18 protein-coding genes are annotated in these 17,753 nt (G+C 34.0%); 13 read left to right on the top strand and 5 right to left on the bottom strand.

Going from position 1 to position 17,753, the window contains the following annotated elements; all coding sequences use genetic code 11:
- From ACZ1JT_RS02635 to ACZ1JT_RS02590, 10 genes are all read left to right on the top strand, one after another.
- Positions 1 to 1,680 carry an MBOAT family O-acyltransferase gene (locus ACZ1JT_RS02635; protein ID WP_465095266.1) on the top strand — a complete coding sequence of 560 codons (1,680 nt, stop codon included), beginning with the start codon at positions 1 to 3 and terminating at the stop codon, positions 1,678 to 1,680.
- Positions 1,681 to 1,744: 64 nt separating this feature from the next.
- Positions 1,745 to 2,086, top strand: a complete 342-nt coding sequence (locus ACZ1JT_RS02630; RefSeq protein WP_465094620.1) for a hypothetical protein — start codon at positions 1,745 to 1,747, stop codon at positions 2,084 to 2,086.
- A 64-nt stretch (positions 2,087 to 2,150) separates the two neighbouring features.
- Complete coding sequence (locus ACZ1JT_RS02625; protein WP_465094619.1) at positions 2,151 to 2,339, top strand: hypothetical protein; 189 nt, start codon at positions 2,151 to 2,153, stop codon at positions 2,337 to 2,339.
- A gap of 99 nt (positions 2,340 to 2,438) precedes the next feature.
- On the top strand, positions 2,439 to 2,906 hold the full coding sequence (locus tag ACZ1JT_RS02620; RefSeq protein ID WP_465094618.1) for a hypothetical protein: 468 nt from the start codon (positions 2,439 to 2,441) through the stop codon (positions 2,904 to 2,906).
- Positions 2,907 to 3,043: 137 nt separating this feature from the next.
- A complete protein-coding gene (gene ffh / locus ACZ1JT_RS02615; protein WP_465094617.1) occupies positions 3,044 to 4,384 on the top strand; it encodes a signal recognition particle protein in 1,341 nt (446 codons plus the stop codon).
- A gap of 67 nt (positions 4,385 to 4,451) precedes the next feature.
- The gene (locus ACZ1JT_RS02610) at positions 4,452 to 5,333 is read left to right on the top strand and encodes a bifunctional 5,10-methylenetetrahydrofolate dehydrogenase/5,10-methenyltetrahydrofolate cyclohydrolase (RefSeq protein WP_465094616.1); all 882 of its coding nucleotides are present in this window, start codon (positions 4,452 to 4,454) and stop codon (positions 5,331 to 5,333) included.
- The gene (locus ACZ1JT_RS02605) at positions 5,334 to 5,825 is read left to right on the top strand and encodes an N-acetyltransferase family protein (RefSeq protein WP_465094615.1); all 492 of its coding nucleotides are present in this window, start codon (positions 5,334 to 5,336) and stop codon (positions 5,823 to 5,825) included.
- A 94-nt stretch (positions 5,826 to 5,919) separates the two neighbouring features.
- Positions 5,920 to 6,534 carry a hypothetical protein gene (locus tag ACZ1JT_RS02600; RefSeq protein ID WP_465094614.1) on the top strand — a complete coding sequence of 205 codons (615 nt, stop codon included), beginning with the start codon at positions 5,920 to 5,922 and terminating at the stop codon, positions 6,532 to 6,534.
- Positions 6,535 to 6,538: 4 nt separating this feature from the next.
- Complete coding sequence (locus ACZ1JT_RS02595; protein WP_465094613.1) at positions 6,539 to 6,835, top strand: winged helix-turn-helix domain-containing protein; 297 nt, start codon at positions 6,539 to 6,541, stop codon at positions 6,833 to 6,835.
- Positions 6,836 to 6,887: 52 nt separating this feature from the next.
- Positions 6,888 to 8,270: a DUF4153 domain-containing protein gene (locus ACZ1JT_RS02590; RefSeq protein ID WP_465094612.1), complete on the top strand. Its 1,383-nt coding sequence runs from the start codon at positions 6,888 to 6,890 to the stop codon at positions 8,268 to 8,270.
- Between the two features lie 47 nt (positions 8,271 to 8,317).
- Here the strand turns inward: ACZ1JT_RS02590 and rluF are convergent, their stop codons facing one another.
- Positions 8,318 to 9,151, bottom strand: coding sequence for a 23S rRNA pseudouridine(2604) synthase RluF (rluF, locus tag ACZ1JT_RS02585; RefSeq protein ID WP_465094611.1), 834 nt, complete (start codon positions 9,149 to 9,151; stop codon positions 8,318 to 8,320).
- A 92-nt stretch (positions 9,152 to 9,243) separates the two neighbouring features.
- Between rluF and ACZ1JT_RS02580 the strand changes: the two genes are divergently transcribed.
- On the top strand, positions 9,244 to 10,908 hold the full coding sequence (locus ACZ1JT_RS02580) for a S8/S53 family peptidase (RefSeq protein WP_465094610.1): 1,665 nt from the start codon (positions 9,244 to 9,246) through the stop codon (positions 10,906 to 10,908).
- 1 nt (position 10,909) lies between these two features.
- Here ACZ1JT_RS02580 and ACZ1JT_RS02575 read toward each other — a convergent pair whose 3' ends face one another.
- Genes ACZ1JT_RS02575 through ACZ1JT_RS02565 form a run of 3 tightly spaced genes read right to left on the bottom strand, consistent with a single transcriptional unit; the run spans position 10,910 to position 13,676 of the window.
- The gene (locus tag ACZ1JT_RS02575) at positions 10,910 to 11,764 is read right to left on the bottom strand and encodes an alpha/beta fold hydrolase (protein ID WP_465094609.1); all 855 of its coding nucleotides are present in this window, start codon (positions 11,762 to 11,764) and stop codon (positions 10,910 to 10,912) included.
- 35 nt (positions 11,765 to 11,799) lie between these two features.
- A complete protein-coding gene (locus ACZ1JT_RS02570) occupies positions 11,800 to 12,579 on the bottom strand; it encodes a zinc ribbon domain-containing protein (RefSeq protein ID WP_465094608.1) in 780 nt (259 codons plus the stop codon).
- 2 nt (positions 12,580 to 12,581) lie between these two features.
- Positions 12,582 to 13,676, bottom strand: coding sequence for a Nif3-like dinuclear metal center hexameric protein (locus tag ACZ1JT_RS02565; RefSeq protein ID WP_465094607.1), 1,095 nt, complete (start codon positions 13,674 to 13,676; stop codon positions 12,582 to 12,584).
- 66 nt (positions 13,677 to 13,742) lie between these two features.
- Between ACZ1JT_RS02565 and lpxK the strand changes: the two genes are divergently transcribed.
- Together lpxK and ACZ1JT_RS02555 are read left to right on the top strand one after the other, a co-directional pair.
- On the top strand, positions 13,743 to 14,768 hold the full coding sequence (gene lpxK, locus ACZ1JT_RS02560; protein WP_465094606.1) for a tetraacyldisaccharide 4'-kinase: 1,026 nt from the start codon (positions 13,743 to 13,745) through the stop codon (positions 14,766 to 14,768).
- Complete coding sequence (locus ACZ1JT_RS02555; protein WP_465094605.1) at positions 14,740 to 15,552, top strand: purine-nucleoside phosphorylase; 813 nt, start codon at positions 14,740 to 14,742, stop codon at positions 15,550 to 15,552. Before lpxK ends, ACZ1JT_RS02555 begins: the two co-directional genes overlap by 29 nt.
- Here the strand turns inward: ACZ1JT_RS02555 and ACZ1JT_RS02550 are convergent.
- Positions 15,539 to 17,728, bottom strand: coding sequence for a tetratricopeptide repeat-containing hybrid sensor histidine kinase/response regulator (locus ACZ1JT_RS02550; RefSeq protein ID WP_465094604.1), 2,190 nt, complete (start codon positions 17,726 to 17,728; stop codon positions 15,539 to 15,541). The genes ACZ1JT_RS02555 and ACZ1JT_RS02550 overlap by 14 nt on opposite strands.
- Positions 17,729 to 17,753: the final 25 nt, after the last annotated feature.

The following is a 17,753-nucleotide window of genomic DNA, read 5'->3' as shown; positions in this document are numbered from 1 at the left end:
ATGCAGGATTGGTTTACCCAAAATTTTGTCTCTCTTTTTACAGATATAACAGCCGAAACTGTAAAAAATTGGTTTGTTTATAATCCTAAAGAACCAATTTTATTTAATACAGCCTTGTTTTTAGGCTTGTTTTTGTTTTTCTATAGTGGGTATATAGCCTTAAAAAACACGTTTTATCCGCGGTTGGTTTATGTGATTGCTTTTTCCTTGTTTTTCTACTATAAATCAAGTGGAATATTCTTTTTGCTTTTGCTCGGTTCTTCAATAGTTGATTATAATCTGGGGAATTTAGTCTATCGAACTCAAAGCGTTTTAAACAAAAAACTTTGTTTGGCTTTTAGTGTGGTTTTAAATCTTGGATTCTTAGGGTATTTTAAATATACCAACTTTATTATTGATACTTATAATAGTGTATCTGGAGCTAATTTTGCATTTCAGAAAATTATTCTGCCAGTAGGAATTTCATTTTACACGTTTCAGTCTATTAGTTATATCATTGAAATTTATCGCAAAGAAATAGAGCCTACTAAAAACTATGTAGATTATCTGTTTTTTGTTTCGTTTTTCCCGCAATTAGTGGCTGGGCCTATTGTTAGGGCTAAAGACTTTTTACCTCAAATTTATCAGAAATTAAATGTAACTCAAGACGATATTAATCGTGCTTTTCTTTTGATTATTGGAGGATTGATTAAAAAAACGGTTATTTCCGATTATATCTCGATTAACTTCGTAGATCGTGTATTCGATGCGCCTTCGAGTTATACCGCTTTTGAGAATTTGATGGCTTCATACGGTTATGCGATTCAGATTTATTGCGATTTCTCTGGATATTCCGATATGGCTATCGGTGTAGCTTTATTGCTTGGGTTTAAATTGCCAACCAATTTCCGAACGCCTTATCAATCGGCTTCAATAACCGAGTTCTGGAGAAGATGGCATATATCGTTGTCTACCTGGTTAAAAGACTTTTTATACATTTCTGTTGGAGGAAACCGCAACGGAACATTTGCCGGATTTTTATTCCCTACGTTATTTTTTTTCGGACTAATTGTTTGGGGAATTACTTACGCGCCTGCTAATCCTATACCAATGATTATAGCTGTGGCATCTACTGTAATTTTTTCACTTACGTTTTTACTATCGAAAGAGAAGGAAAGAACCATGTTTACGAATGTGAACTTAATGACTACAATGTTGTTGGGAGGTTTATGGCATGGAGCAAGTTTACGTTTTATTATTTGGGGAGCACTTCACGGTTTGGCTTTAGCAGTACATAAAATTTTCATGGAATATTTTCCATCGAAAGAAAATAACAACATCTTCAGTAAAATATGGAAATTTTGCGCTATTGTTTTCACCTTTCATTTTGTGACCTTTTGTTGGATTTTCTTTAGAGCGAAAGATTTTGATACGGCTTTACAGGTAATTTCAAATATTGGTAAAGTAACTTTCGATTGGCATCAGTGGGTTGTTATAGGGGAAGGTTATAAAAATGTTTTCTTATTAATGGCAATTGGTTTTATCTGGCATTTTTTACCGGAAAAGCTTGTGAATGCTATGCAATTGGTATTTAAAAAGTTACCAATAGCTGGGAAAGCAATTATTTTAGGATTGGTGTATTGGTTGGTTTATGCTATGGCTTCAGCAGGTCCGCAACCATTTATTTATTTTCAGTTTTAATTTTAATAAAATATTAAGTTTTTAAAAAATTTCATAATTCATTTTTTTTTCTACATTTGAAGTAATGAAGTTTTTAACAGCAATAGTATCAGTTTATTTGGTGGTTCTTTTAGGGTTGCCAACAGTGCGTATTGTAAAAGCTCATTTTTCTACACAATGTTCGGAAATGACAAAAAGTTGTGGCGGATGTTGCCAAAACGATGAAATGGAAGAAGGTTGTCAAAAGCAAAAATGTATTTTAAACATTAACTTCTCAACGGGACAGTTTTTAGTGGAGCAAATTCAAAATATCTCTTTTCCAACTGTTTTTGAAACAGAAAAAAAAGAAAAGTTGATGTACGAACAAAATTTAATTCCGAATTATTACCATACTTTTTGGCATCCTCCGGAAGTAGCAAACTCCTAAATCAAAAATCATTAATCAAATAGAAACAACAAATAATTTAATAAAACATAAACAAATTTTAAAGATGAAAAATATCGTAGCAATTTTAGCAGTAGCATTATTTACAGTATCAATGAATGTAAATGCACAAGAGAAAAAAGTAAGTACAGCTACTAAAAAAGAAGCAACTACTAAAAAAGAATGTAGTAAAGATGAGAAAAAAGAGTGTGCTTCTGGTGAGAAAAAAGCTTGTTGCGCACACAAAAAAGCATAATTTTTGCAAATAATTTTGAACGCCTTGTGTTTTACAAGGCGTTTTTTATTTTGTTAAATTACATGATTTTCGTACTTTTAATAATTAAAAAAAATAAAGATGAAAAAGATACTTTTAAGCTTATTTGTCATAGCATCGATGTTTATGGGTGCTAGTTGTAGTAGCGATAGTAGTAGTGATAATACTCCGTCAAATAATAGCCAATTAATAGCAGCAATTAAAACAACTGTTGTTTCTGGGACATGGAGAGTAACTTATTTTTACGATAACGACACCGATGAAACAACTAACTTTTCTGGTTTCGGCTTCATATTTGCTTCGAATGGAGCATTAACTGCTTCCGATGGTATTAGTACTTATACGGGTACTTGGTCTGTAACAGATAGTAATAGTAATGATGATAATCCAAGTGATGTTCATTTTAATGTTGGATTTTCCTCTCCTGCTAATTTTGTTGACCTTACTGATGATTGGGAAGTTATTAGTAGAACAAATACCAAAATTCAGTTAAAAGATGTAAGCGGTGGCGGTGGCGGTACCGATTATTTAACTTTCGAGAAAAATTAATCATTTTCAATTTGATACTCAAAAACCAGCTTTTATAGCTGGTTTTTTATTTGTAGACTTTGTAAAACTTTGCGGCACTGTCACTTTGCAACTTTCCTACTTTATAGTATCTTTGCACCTCATTAAACACCAATATCATGTTTGATAATTTAAGCGACAAGCTCGATAAAGCCTTCCATATATTAAAAGGACACGGAAAAATTACTGAAGTAAACGTAGCCGATACGTTGAAAGAAGTACGCCGCGCCTTATTAGATGCCGATGTTAACTTTAAAATTGCTAAAGATTTTACCACTCGTGTAAAAGATAAAGCAATCGGTCAGGATGTATTAACAACATTACAACCTGGACAATTAATGATTAAAATCGTAAAAGATGAATTAACCGAATTAATGGGAGGTGATGCTGCCGGTGTTAATCTTTCTGGAAATCCGTCTATCATTTTAATGTCTGGTTTACAAGGTTCGGGTAAAACCACTTTCTCTGGTAAATTGGCAAATTTCCTTAAAACCAAAAAAGGGAAAAAACCACTTTTGGTTGCCTGTGATATTTACCGTCCAGCTGCGATCAATCAGTTGCATGTTGTTGGAGAACAAATTGGTGTTGAAGTTTATTCGGAACCTGAAAATAAAAATGCTGTTTCCATAGCCGAAAATGCTATCAAGCATGCTAAATCAAACGGATTCAATGTTGTTATCGTCGATACGGCCGGTCGTTTGGCTGTAGATGAGGAAATGATGACGGAAATTGCCAACGTTCACAAAGCAATACAACCGCAAGAAACTTTGTTCGTGGTTGATTCCATGACAGGTCAGGATGCTGTAAATACAGCAAAAGCATTTAACGACCGTTTGAATTTTGATGGGGTTGTTTTAACGAAATTAGATGGTGATACTCGAGGTGGAGCTGCTATTTCTATTAAATCGGTTGTAAATAAACCAATTAAATTCATCGGTACTGGTGAGAAGATGGAAGCAATTGACGTGTTCTATCCGAACCGTATGGCTGACAGAATCTTAGGGATGGGAGACGTTGTTTCCTTAGTAGAAAGAGCCCAAGAGCAATATGATGAAGAAGAAGCGCGTAAACTACAAAAGAAGATTGCTAAAAATGAATTTGGTTTCGACGATTTCTTAACACAAATCCAACAGGTAAAGAAAATGGGTAACATGAAAGACCTAGTTGGAATGATTCCTGGTGCTGGAAAAGCATTAAAAGATGTTGAGATTGAAGACGATGCTTTTAAACATATTGAAGCTATTATTTATTCTATGACACCTGCAGAACGTAGCAAACCTACATTGTTAGACGCAAAACGTAAAACAAGAATCGCAAAAGGGTCAGGGACAAATATTCAGCAAGTAAATCAGTTGTTGAAGCAATTCGACCAAATGAGTAAAATGATGAAGATGATGCAAGGTGCAGGAGGAAAGAACCTAATGCGCATGATGGGAGGAATGAAAGGTATGAGACCATAACTATAAAGACGCGACTATTCGCGTCTTCTTTTTTTATATATAACAACACACAAACAATACAAAAAGAATGCAACTACTAGACGGAAAAAAAGTTTCGGAAGACATTAAAAATGAAATTGCTGCAGAAGTTCAGCACATGCGTGATAATGGTGAAAAAGTGCCTCATCTTGCTGCCATTATTGTTGGTAACGACGGTGCCAGTTTAACCTATGTTGGAAGTAAAGTTAAAGCTTGTGAAAGAGTTGGTTTTGAATCGACATTGATTAAAATGCCAAGTACAACTTCTGAAACAGAACTACTAAAAAAAATTAAAGAGTTAAACGAAGACGATAATATTGATGGTTTCATCGTGCAGTTGCCTTTACCGGACCAAATCGATACACAAGAGGTTTTAATGGCTATCGATCCAAGTAAAGATGTTGATGGGTTTCACCCGGAAAATTTCGGAAAAATGGCACTAGATATGAGTACATTTATTCCAGCTACACCTTTCGGAATTTTAGAATTGCTAGAGCGTTACAATGTTGAAACCAAAGGGAAACATACTGTTGTAATTGGACGTAGTCATATCGTTGGGCGCCCCATGAGTATTTTAATGGGACGTAAAGGTTTTCCTGGAAATTCAACCGTAACCTTAACTCATAGTCATACTAAAAACATCAATCAGATAACCTCACAGGCCGATATTATTATTACAGCTTTAGGGGTGCCTAATTATTTAAAAGCCGAAATGGTTAAAGATGATGTGGTTATTATAGATGTGGGTATCACGCGTGTAAACGATGAGTCTCATCCAAAAGGTTATGTAATTACCGGTGATGTGGATTTTGATAATGTTGCCAAAAAAGCATCATACATTACTCCGGTTCCTGGAGGAGTTGGACCAATGACAATTGCCATGTTGCTTAAAAATACCCTTTTAGCACGTGAAAATCGTAAAATAAAATAAATGCAAATAAGTAAAGCAAATCATAGTCAACTTCATATTATTCGCGATTTAGCCTATACAATATGGCCGGATGCTTACGGTCAAATTTTATCAGAAGCACAATTGGATTATATGTTGGAAAACTTCTATTCGCTGCATTCATTAGAAGAACAACTGGATAAAGGTCATGTTTTTCTTTTAGCGTTCGAAAACGATAAGTACTATGGTTTTGCTTCCTATGAAATAAATTGTCACGATTCACACAAAACAAAACTTCATAAAATTTATATTTTGCCCGAAGTACAAGGTAAAGGGGTTGGGAAGTTGCTTTTAGCAGATGTTGAACAAGCCGCTGCATTGGCCCAAAACACTCATGTTTTTCTTAATGTGAATCGGTATAATATTGCGCAGGAATTTTATAAGCGATTGGGTTTTGAAATCGTTCATGAAGAAAATATTGATATTGGTCAAGGTTATTTCATGGAAGACTTTATCATGGAAAAGAGTATTTAATCTGACAATAATCATTTTTTAAATAAAAGATTTTTCATTTTTAGTTTGTTAATTTAAAATATATTTTAACTTTGTATTTCAAAGTACTTTAATTATGATTGAGAAGCATCAAGAAGATTTATCGCATATTCGTTCCATGATGGAGCGTTCTTCACGTTTTATATCATTAAGCGGCCTTTCGGGTGTTTTTGCGGGTTTGGCAGCATTGTTTGGAGGCTTGTATGCATGGTATATCTTCGAAAAGCAAGGAGTTTTATATTTTGATGGAACTGAAAAAACTTATAGTGATGATTTGGTTACCCAATTGTTTATCATTGCTGTCATTGTATTGGTTTTAGCTTTATTCTTTGGGATCTTCTTTACAATTAGAAAAAGTAGAAAACTTAACTTACCCGTTTGGACAACCGCTACCAAACAAATGTTGTTTAATTTAAGTATTCCATTGTTTGTTGGTGGAGTATTTTGTTTGGCTCTTTTTTATTATCAGTTATTTGGATTGATTGCTCCAGCAACTTTACTTTTTTACGGATTGGCTCTTATTAATGCTGAAAAATATACTTTCTCTGATGTTAAATATTTAGGTTTTTCTGAAGTGTTATTAGGCTGTATTTCTCTTTTTTGGCTTGGAAAAGGACTGGTTTTCTGGATTATTGGATTTGGTATCTTACATATTCTATATGGATTGATTATGTTTAAAAAATACAAATAGATCCATGGGAATCATTGATAAATTAAATAAGGATTTCGAAAGTCGTGTGCGATTGGGTATTATGTCAATACTAATGGTAAACGATTGGGTGGATTTTTCCGAAATGAAGTCGTTATTAAATATTACGGACGGTAATTTGGCTAGTCATTCCTCTGCGCTTGAAAAATCGGAATACATTGTTGTTAAGAAAGAATTTGTGGGTAAAAAACCTCGAACATCTTATCAAGTAACTGAAAGTGGACGTAGGGCTTTTATTGAGCATCTGAATAGTCTTGAAAAATTGATGAAATCGAATAAATAAAAATTTTTTAATCTTAAACTTTGAAATACAAAGTACTTTTAAATTTAAAACTATGAAAAAACACCATTTAATTTTGATTTGCAGTTTAATTTTTACACTGCTTTTTTACAAAGAATCGCTTGGCGTGAATCTTTCCCTTTTCGGATTATGTATTACGGGATTGATTTGTTATTTTTTTAAAGATAAATTCAAAGATACTTCCAATTGGATATTAGTATCAACTTCTGTTTTATCATGCTTGGCATTTGCTTGGTATGGTGATTTTGTTTCATTTGCAGCAGTAGTATTTTCATTGCTTTTTCTCCGATTTAGAACGCAAGATTCTAAATTAAAAATTATTCAAATGTTTCCATTGGCATTTATCAATCAGTTCACTTCTATTGTTCGTATATTTTACTTTAATCAATGGCTGCCCGAATGGAAATCGGATAATAATTTCGTTAAAAAGCTCATTGCATATTTTGTTATTCCGTTACTATTTCTGGTTGTTTTTTATATAGTATATTCTTTTGGGAGTGACCATTTTTCTGGTTTGTTTTTTAATTATACATTAGATTTAAACCTAGTTGAAGTTGTTTTAATTAGTGCTTTAGGTTTCTATATTTCATTTACTTTCTGGAATTATTGGGTGCCTCAGTACGCTTACGATAACAATGCCAAACTCGATAATGATTTTAGTTTAGATAAACGAAACGAGCATAAGCCAACGTTTTCTTTTCTCGACCTTGATTTTGAAAGAAATAGTGGAGTTATCTCTTTGTTCCTTTTGAACTGTATGTTGATAGTATTTATTTTGACGTACAATTACGAGCAGTTTTTTCAAACACAAAATGTTAGTTCTTTAAGTTATGCCACACACGAAAGGGTGAATGCAGTTATCTTTTCAATTATTATGGCAGTGGGAGTAATGCTGTTTTATTTTAAAAGCGGTTTCAATTTTGATGAAAAAGCTAACAGTCTTAAAATATTATCTAAAATTTGGATTGCTTTAAATGGTTTACTGATTTTGAGTACCTTACTTAAAAACTCCGAATATGTCGCTTTTTATGGTTTAACCTATAAAAGGTTAGGTGTTTATGCCTTTTTAATTTTAGCTTTAATTGGCTTAGTGGTTACATTTATTAAAATTTCAAAACGCAAAACCAATGCTTTTTTGTTTAATCAAATGGTTTGGTATTTTTATGGAACCGTACTACTTTGTAGTTATATAAATTGGGGAAGTATAATTACATCGTATAATATTATGGTAAACAAGGGTGTAGATGTTTTCTTCTTAGGGAACTTAAATTTTAATGAAAACCAATGCTTTGAGTTCTTTTCAGATAAACCCGAAGAAATCGAAAATCTTGGATTTGTGAAATATAAGATTGAAAGTCGAAAAAAAGAAAATTTTCTTTCTAAAGCACTTTATTATGAGACTGTTACTGTAAAGTAAATAAATAAAAACCCAAGATGTACTCTTGGGTTTTTTGTTGTATCGAATTAATTTTTCCTTCTGAAATTGGATCGATTATTTTTTTGATATGAATTTCCTTTTGGAACGATTTTTTTTGTTGTGGGTGTTGCATTAGCTGGAACTTTTGGCAAACTTGCTTCTTCTGTTTTACTAGAAGGTTCTATAAGACTATTAAGTTCCTGAATTTCTTTATTGGTTAATTCTCGATAGCGTCCAACAGGAACATCTAACGAAATATTGATGATTCGAATTCGTTTTAGCGCAGTCACTTCGTAATCTAGATATTCACACATTCTACGAATTTGACGGTTTAACCCTTGAGTTAAAATGATTCTAAAAACAAATTTACTGATTTGCTCCACTTTACATTCTCGAGTAACCGTATCCAAAATAGGAACTCCATTGCCCATTCGTTGAATAAATCGGTCGGTTATGGGTTTGTTTACCGTAACGATATATTCTTTTTCGTGGTTGTTACGCGCACGAAGAATTTTATTTACAATGTCCCCATCATCTGTCATGAAAATTAAACCTTCACTGGCTTTATCCAATCGTCCAATCGGAAAAATACGCTTCGGATAATTAATGTAATCCACGATATTATTTCTAACACTTTGGTTGGTTGTACACTCAATTCCAACAGGTTTGTGAAATGCTAAATATATAGGTTTAGATGTTTTTTCACGAATTAGTTTTCCGTTAACGCGAATTTCGTCTTCCGAAGATACTTTTGTGCCTAATTCCGGAATTTTGCCATTAATGGTAATTCTGCCTTCTTCTAAAAGACGGTCGGCTTCTCTACGGGAACAATATCCGGTTTCAGACAGGAATTTATTTATTCGGGTTTTATTCTCTTCCATAGTGCAAAAATACTACTTATTTGATTAAAACAAGCCTAGCACGATTTTAAGACTTACTTTTTTATATCTTTGAGCATTAATTTGTTAGCCTTTTGAAACGAATTGCTATTTTGTTTTTATTTCTGAGTTTCAATCTTTTTGCTCAAAGTAGAAAGGGTGATTTTCATTTGGCTCCAAATTCCAATTCACATGATCTTTATGTGGCTTTTACTTCCGATATACATTTTACTTCTAATGATTATGCCAATATATTGATTGGTAAAATACCTGATATTCAATCGTTAGTAGAAATGTATGGGATTCAATTTCAAAAAGGAATTTCAATTTCAGAAGATAAATTATCCAATATGTCCGAAGAAGCAATTCGAATTTCAAAATCGGATGCATCGGTTCAAAAACTGAAAAATATTTTGAAAGTGGTAATCGATTCGCCAACCAACGAGCGATTGTTCGATTTAGCAGGGAAACTAGAATCTTTTACAGAAGTTGAATATTGTTCGCTAATGTCTAAAACACCCATTGCACCTCCGTCGGATATTCCTCCAACAACAAATAACTATGAAGGAAATCAAACGTATTTAGCATCAAATCCTGGAGTTAATATGAATTACGCTTGGGGTTTAGGTCTTTCCGGTAGCGGAATTCGGGTTCGTGATGTGGAATATGGTTTTAATCCGAATCATGAAGATTTAAACGAAGTTAATGTTTCTATTGCCTCTGGGATGACAATTAACAGCTCGGCAACTACAACTTATACAGAACACGGAACACCGGTTTTTGGGTTAATCATGGCCGATAAAGGGAGTTACGGCATTTCGGGTATGGCGTACGGAGCGCAAGAAATGATATTGTATCCAGAATGGCAACAAACGGGATATGATCGCGTATATGCTGTTACACAGGCTATTGCAAATTCGCAAGCGGGTGATGTAATTTTGTTTGAAATGCAAGCTTATGGACAAAGCAGCAATTATGTTCCTGCAGAGTTTGATTCCGTTGTTTGGGATTTAACAAAAGCTGCAACCGATGCCGGAATTGTTATAGTTGAAGCCGCTGCCAATGGAAATCAAAATTTAGATTCTAGTTATTATTCGTCTTATATGGCGCGTGGTAATTCGGGTGCAATAATAGTAGGAGGGGGAAAGGCTAATTCGGCACATAATAGGATTTCATACAGTACTTACGGTTCAAGAGTTGATGTTCAAGGTTGGGCTGAAAACGTATTTGCTTGTGGTTATGGTGATGTAATTCAGGTTGGAGGAGATTTTAATCAAGGATATACCAATTTTTCAGGAACAAGCTCGGCCACGCCAATGGTAGCGGCTTGTGTTATTGTTTTACAATCGTACTATTTCGGATTGACAGGAACATACATGACGCCTCAACAAATGCGAACATTGTTACAAACAACCGGAATTCCACAAGGAACAGGCGTTAGCGGACATATTGGTCCGTTGCCAAATATGCAAGCTGCCATACTACAGATAGATGCTAATTTAGCGGTTGAATCACCTAGTGTGTTGCCTGTATCATTTTATCCTAATCCCATGCGTAATAAACTTACCATTACGGTGGCGGATACTACTTCAGACTCAATTAGTTTAGAGATATTTGATGCTTTGGGTAGAAACGTATTGGAGCAAAAGAATATAGCTGCAACCGCCGAAATCGATATTTCTAATTTACCTGCGGGAATTTATTTTGCTAAAGTCTTTTCTGGGGCAAAAGCAACCATGAAAAAATTACTTAAAGAATAGTTTATTCTTCTAAAAGGAAGTCGCAAATTTGCTGATATAAGTGTGTGTCGTGCATGCTGTGTCCTAAGCCTTTGGTTTCTATGAATGTGGCCGATTTCCAGGCTTCTGCAATTTTTTTTCCTTCAGAAAAGGAAACTACCGTATCATCTATGTCGTGTGCAATTAGCCCTTTTATGGTAAAAGCTGATGCGAATTTTTTTCCCGAAAAATCAGTTGGATGAATATCGAATCGCTCTTCAATTTTTTTGATAAGACTATGAAATACTCGACCATTTAAACTAATGGTTTTTTTGTAATTGTGTAATAGTTTAACAAACTCACTTGGAGCTCCCAGGATGACCATTTTTTTAAGAAGCGGATTGTTGTATTTGTATTGGTAATACAAGCAGGTTGCGCCTCCCATAGAATGGCCAATTAAATACTGTGGTTGAAATTTTTGAATAAGCGCATCAACAAAACGGGCATATTGCGGGATGTTAAATTCGGTACCACTGGATAAACCTTGAGCCGGTCCATCTAATGCAATTATAGTACTACCTGTTTTTTGAAGTTGTGGTATAATGAGTTCCCATCGTGAGGCATTACTTTCCCAACCGTGAATTAAAAGGATTTTATTTTCATTTCCATTCCAAACGTAAGTTTGAATTTTACCTTCTTCGATGTTTAGCGTTTGTTGCTCCGATTCACGTAGAATTTTTGGGATTGCATTCGGACTCAATTTGCCTTCGCGGGGTTCTGTAAAGTACTTGTAAGCTATTTTTGTTGCCGTTTGCGGATGAACATAACTAATCGCATTGATATATAAGCCAATGGACTTTGTGAGAACATAATAAGAAATACGGTTAAGATATTCCATAAAAAAATCCCGATGTTTATCGGGATTTAAGTTACTTATATTTTTGCAAATAATTGGTGCATTTTCTCTTTTTCTTCATCAGCTAACAAGTTGTCAACCAAGATTCTTCCACTGTGCTCATCAGTTAAAATTTTCTTACGAGAAGCAATTTCCATTTGAGTTTGTGGTGGAATGGTGAAGAATGAACCAGCAGATGCTCCTCTTTCAATAGAAACAACAGCTAAACCGTTTCTAACACTTCCTCTAATTCTGTCGTAAGCCATTAACAAACGATCTTCAATTTGTCCTCTGAATTCTTCAGATTTTCCTAATAAGAAGTTTTCTTCTTTTTCAGTTTCAGACATGATATCGCTTAATTCAGCTTTTTTGTGTTTTAAATGCGTTTGTTTAGCATCTAAACGATCTTTAGTTTCACCTAAAACCACTTTTTTGTGCTCGATAGAAGCTTTCATTTCTTTAATGTGCTTCTCAGCTAACTGAATTTCTAATTCTTGAAACTCAACTTCTTTAGTTAAAGCGTTGAATTCACGATTGTTACGAACTTCTTTTTGTTGAGTGTTGTATTTTTTGATGGATTCTTTGTGACCATCAATTGCATTTTTTTTGTCTTTGATTTGTTCTTCAATAGACTCCAAATCAGTTTTCAATTTCTCTAAACGAGTGCTTAATCCGGCAACTTCATCCTCTAAATCTTCCACTTCAAGAGGAAGTTCACCTCTTACGTTTCTGATTTCATCAATTCGTGAATCTATTAACTGTAAGTCATAAAGAGCTCTTAACTTTTCTTCTACACTTAATTCTTTAACGTTTGCCATATTTAAAAGTACTTAACTGGATTTGTATTTTCTTCCGATAAAATGATTGCAAAATTACTAATTTTTTTCGTAAGATAATCAACTATATAATTTTTTGTAAATCTTTCACTTTCATAATGCCCAATATCGGCTAAAAGGAGTTTGTTTTCGGCTTCATAAAACTGATGGTATTTTAAGTCGGCCGTAAGAAAAGCATCAGCTCCGGCACTTATAGCGTTCTTAATGGCAAAACTTCCGGAACCTCCTAAAACAGCAACTTTTTTAACGGGTTTGTTTAGAAATTGGCTGTGACGAATACCACCGGTTTTCATTTTTTCGGAAACCATTTTTAAAAAATCAATTTCAGTTAGTGCGGTTTCCAATTCACCAATCATCCCTAAACCTATATTTTGATGTACGTTCTGCAAATCGTAGATTTCGTAGGCTACTTCTTCATAAACATGATTGGAGAATAGTGCTTTTAGTATTTTGCTTTGCAATTGTTTCTCGAATGTGACCTCTATTTTAATTTCTTCGGCTTCAACAAATTCGAAACGTTCGCCAATTTCGGGATTGCTATTTTCGTTACCCATATAAGTTCCAATTCCTTTGGTGTTGAAACTACAATCGTCGTAATTGCCAATCTTTCCGGCACCAGCATCAAACAAAGCATTGCGAACTTGTTCTACATTTTCTGGTATGGTGTACGTAACTAGTTTTTGAATAAAATTTTGTTTAGGTACTAATATTTTAGTGTTACTTAATCCCAAAGCATCACAGAAAATTTTATTTACACCATGTTGATGGTTGTCTAATGCAGTATGAACCGCATAAATAGCAATGTCGTTTTTTATGGCTTTAATTACCGCGCGCTCTACGTAATTCTTTCCAGTGATTTTTTTTAAACCGGAAAACAAAATAGGATGGAAGCAAACAATTAAATTACATTTTTTAGCGATTGCTTCTTCTATAACCGATTCTAACGCGTCATGGCAAACTAAAACACCAGAAACTTCCGCTGTTATGTCGCCTACCAGAAGTCCGACGTTGTCAAAATCTTCAGCATAAGCTAATGGTGCCATTTCTTCAAGAATGGAAATAATTTCTTTGATTTTCATGAGAATATTTTCTGTAAAACAAAGTAACGAATTTATACTAAAGATAAAAAATGTTACATTCGTACTATGATTTTTTTCAGAAAGTTACTCTTTCCGTTTGCGGTTTTATACGGTTTTATAACCTCAGTTCGTAATTTTTTATACGATAAAGGTATTTTTAAATCGTATTCTTTTGATTTACCCATACTTGCCGTAGGAAACTTAAGTGTTGGAGGCACCGGAAAAACACCTCAAATTGAATATTTAATTCGTTTGCTTCAGGATCGATTTCAGATTGCTACCTTGAGTAGGGGATATAAGCGAAAATCGGAAGGTTTTGTTTTGGCTGATGAAACCTCTAATGCGCTGGTTTTGGGCGATGAGCCGTATCAGTTTTATCAAAAATTTCCGAGAATCCAAGTGGCAGTCGATGCGAATCGGGTAAATGGTATTACACAATTGCTTGCTCAGAAAGAAAAGCCGGAAGTGATTTTGTTAGATGATGCTTTTCAGCACAGAAAAGTGAAAGCTGGTTTTTATATCATGCTTAGTGCATATAATGATTTGTATTGTAATGATTTGATTTTACCTGCCGGAAACTTAAGAGAAAGCAGGGCTGGAGCACAACGTGCCGATGTGATAATCGTTACCAAATGCCCGCCGCAAATGGCTGTTGCTGAGCAAAAAGAACTTCGTAGCCGATTGAAAATACAATCTCATCAGAAATTATTTTTCACAAGTATTGCCTACGATGAATATGTGTTTTCGGAAGAAAAGCAGATTTTGGTTACTGATATTGCTTCAGTTGATAAAATACTTTTAGCAGGAATTGCAAAACCGGAATCTTTTTTTGCATATTTGCAGGCTGCCAAAGAAGCAACGATGGTTTTTCCAGATCATCACGATTTTACGCAGCAGGATATTGAAAATATTAAGCAAAAAGCTGGAAATAGAATAATAATTACAACCGAGAAAGATTTCGTACGTTTAAAAGGAAAGTTGCCTGCAGCGCAGTTGTTTTACCTGCCAATTAGAACTTCTTTCCTCTCCGATGAATCTGATTTCGATAAAACTATTTTGAATTATGTGGGAACAAGTACAGGAAACCGTTAATTATATTAAAGCAAAAACTAATTTTATACCCGATTACGGAGTTATATTAGGTTCTGGGTTAGGTGGTTTTACAGACGATATCAATATTGAGTTTACATTGCCGTATAATGAAATTCCAAATTTTCCAGTTTCTACAGTAGAAGGACACAAAGGTGCTTTGGTTTTTGGAACAATAGGAACAAAAAAAGTAGTTGCTATGCAAGGAAGATTTCATTATTATGAAGGCTATTCCATGAAAGAAGTGACTTTTCCGGTTCGTGTTATGAAGTGCTTAGGTGTTCAAAAATTAATTGTTTCTAACGCTTCAGGAGGTGTTAATCCGAGTTATAAGGTTGGATCTATAGTAATTATTAAAGATCATATTAACTTCATGCCAGAGCATCCGCTTCGAGGGAAAAATGATTTGAGATTCGGACCTCGTTTTGTTAATATGAGTGCTCCATATAGTCGTAAAATGATTGCAAAAGCCAAAGAACTTGCTTCAGAATTAGATATTGAAGTGCGTGATGGTGTATATCTTGGTTTACAAGGCCCGACTTTTGAAACGCTTTCGGAATATAGAATGGTGAAAATTTTAGGTGCAGATTGCGTGGGAATGTCTACTGTTCCAGAAGTTATTGTTGCAGCTCATATGAGTTTGGAAACATTCGGGATTTCTGTGATTACCGATATGGGTAATGAAGAAAGTATTGATACGATTACGCATGAAGAAGTTTTGGAAGCAGCTAAAGAAGCAGAACCAAAAGTTCGTAATCTAATTAAAAACTTGATTATCCAATATTAATTTTTGCAGCTATAGTTGCGGCAATTACTTCATAAAATTTATCGGGATCAAACGGTTTGGTTATTACATCGTTCATGCCGAATGATAAGAGCATTTCCCTGTTTTCATTTAATGATATGGCGGTTAATGCTACTATTGGGGTATCGGTGTCAAATTTCCGAATTTGCTCGGTAGCCGTTGTTCCATTAATACCAGGAAGGTGAACATCCATAAGTACTAAGTCGTATGTTTTGTTGTCTCTAATATGAGTAACGGCATCTTCTCCGTTCTCAATAATATCGCATAACATATTTTTACGCTCAAGCATTTTTTTGGTAATCATCTGATTGATTTTGTTGTCTTCAACCAATAAAATGCGTTTACCATTTAAGAATTCGTCGGAATAATTAAATTGGATTTTCTTTTCGATAACTTTTTCAGTTTTCTTAAAGGTCAATTCGAAGAAAAATTTACAACCCTTATCAACATCACTTTCAAGGTTTATTTTTCCGCCAAGCAAATGAACTAAGCGTTTTACAATAGCTAAACCTAGCCCTGTTCCGCCGTATTTTCTGTTAATTTCTACTGAACCTTGGGTGAAACTGTCGAAAATAGTTGCTTGTTTGTCTTTTGGAATACCGATTCCACTATCTTTTACTTCAAAATAAATTTTAACCGATTTATCCTTGTCTTTCGTTTGGCTAACACTAATCCAAACATCACCTTTTTTAGTGAATTTAATCGCGTTATTAATTAAATTGATGAAAATTTGTGATAGCTTAGTTGGGTCGCCAATTAGTGTTGCCGGTATTTTTTCATCAATTTGTAGATGGTAAACGGTTTTGTTTTTGTTGGCAATTTCTGTAAACGAATTCAAAATATTTTCGAGTAATTCTCGTAAATCAAATGGTATTTTTTCAACTTCAACGACATCCGATTCTACACGATTAATTTCTAAGATATCGTTAATGAAAGTTAGGAGGTAATTTCCTGAAAACTTAAGTGAATTTAAGTATTGTTTTTGTTCTGGTTTTGGATTGTCTTCAATTAAAATATGCGTGATACCATTAATTGCATTCAATGGTGTTCGTAGTTCATGGCTTACTGTAGATAAGAATTCTGCACGTGCTTTTGAGGCTCTTTCGGCTTTCTCTTTAGCGGCTTCAAGCTCTGAATTTTTCTCTTTTAATAATTGATAGGTTTTGGTACGAATGATATTGTTTTTGTATAGCGATAAACTTAATAACGATAAAATTGAAATCAATGCAATACTCAAAATACTGATGAGTTTTGAAAATTTTACAGATCGTTCCTGTGATTTAGATTCTTTTCCAAGTTTGTCGATGTTTCTGAATTGATCTTCAATACTCAGTTTTTCGAATGAGCTTTGTCCGATATTATGATTTTTTTTCGCGAAAATGGAGTCGTGTAGCGATACAAATTCCTCTAGGTACTTAAGTGCTTGTTTTTGATTGTTGTTTTCTTCAGAAAGTTTTGCAAGACGTTTTAAAATTTTTGTAGTTTGCCTGCTGTTTGAGTTTTCTTTTGCAATTTGTAAGGCTGTTTGCAAACTTTTTATGGCAAGACTTTTATTTTGTTGTATTTCCGATAACTGATAGTACGCTTCAGCTTTTGTGTCAAAAACATCATTTATATCGCTTTTTCGAATGATGGTATTGAAGCTTTTTTGAGCGTTTTCAATGTCGCCTTTTTGTTTGAAAACAATTCCTTTTTGTAACGAAATGAGGTTTTTAGCTTCTTGAATATGCATGGATTCATATTCGTTTTCAGCTTTGTTAAAATAGCTTTCGGCAAGATTTACATTTCCTTTTTTTAGATAACTTATTCCTAACGAGTAGTAGCAATAAGCTCTATTTGATGAAGCTCCGAAAGTATTGTAAAGGGTTAAGGCCCGAATGAAATTCTCTATAGCTTCATTGTTTCGGTTTATCTCGTAATATACAGTGCCTACTGAAAGATAGGCATCTGCTAACCCCTTTTTATCGTTCGATTTTTCGGCAAATTTTATTGCTTTTTCGGCAAATGAAAACGCTTTGTCAAATGCTAAATTATTTTTGTGGAAATTGGACAATTCAATATAATACGATACACTATCCTTGTCGGTTCCAGCATTTTCATTTTGTGAAAATCCTGTAAAATAGAATAATATGTATATAATAAGTAAAAAATATCTCATCGTTTGCGAATAACCCGTATAAATG

This window comes from Flavobacterium sp. IC2-16 (genome assembly GCF_055521455.1).
The sequence above is the reverse complement of the archived record's forward strand: the minus strand, read 5'-3'. Positions and strand labels throughout refer to the sequence as shown.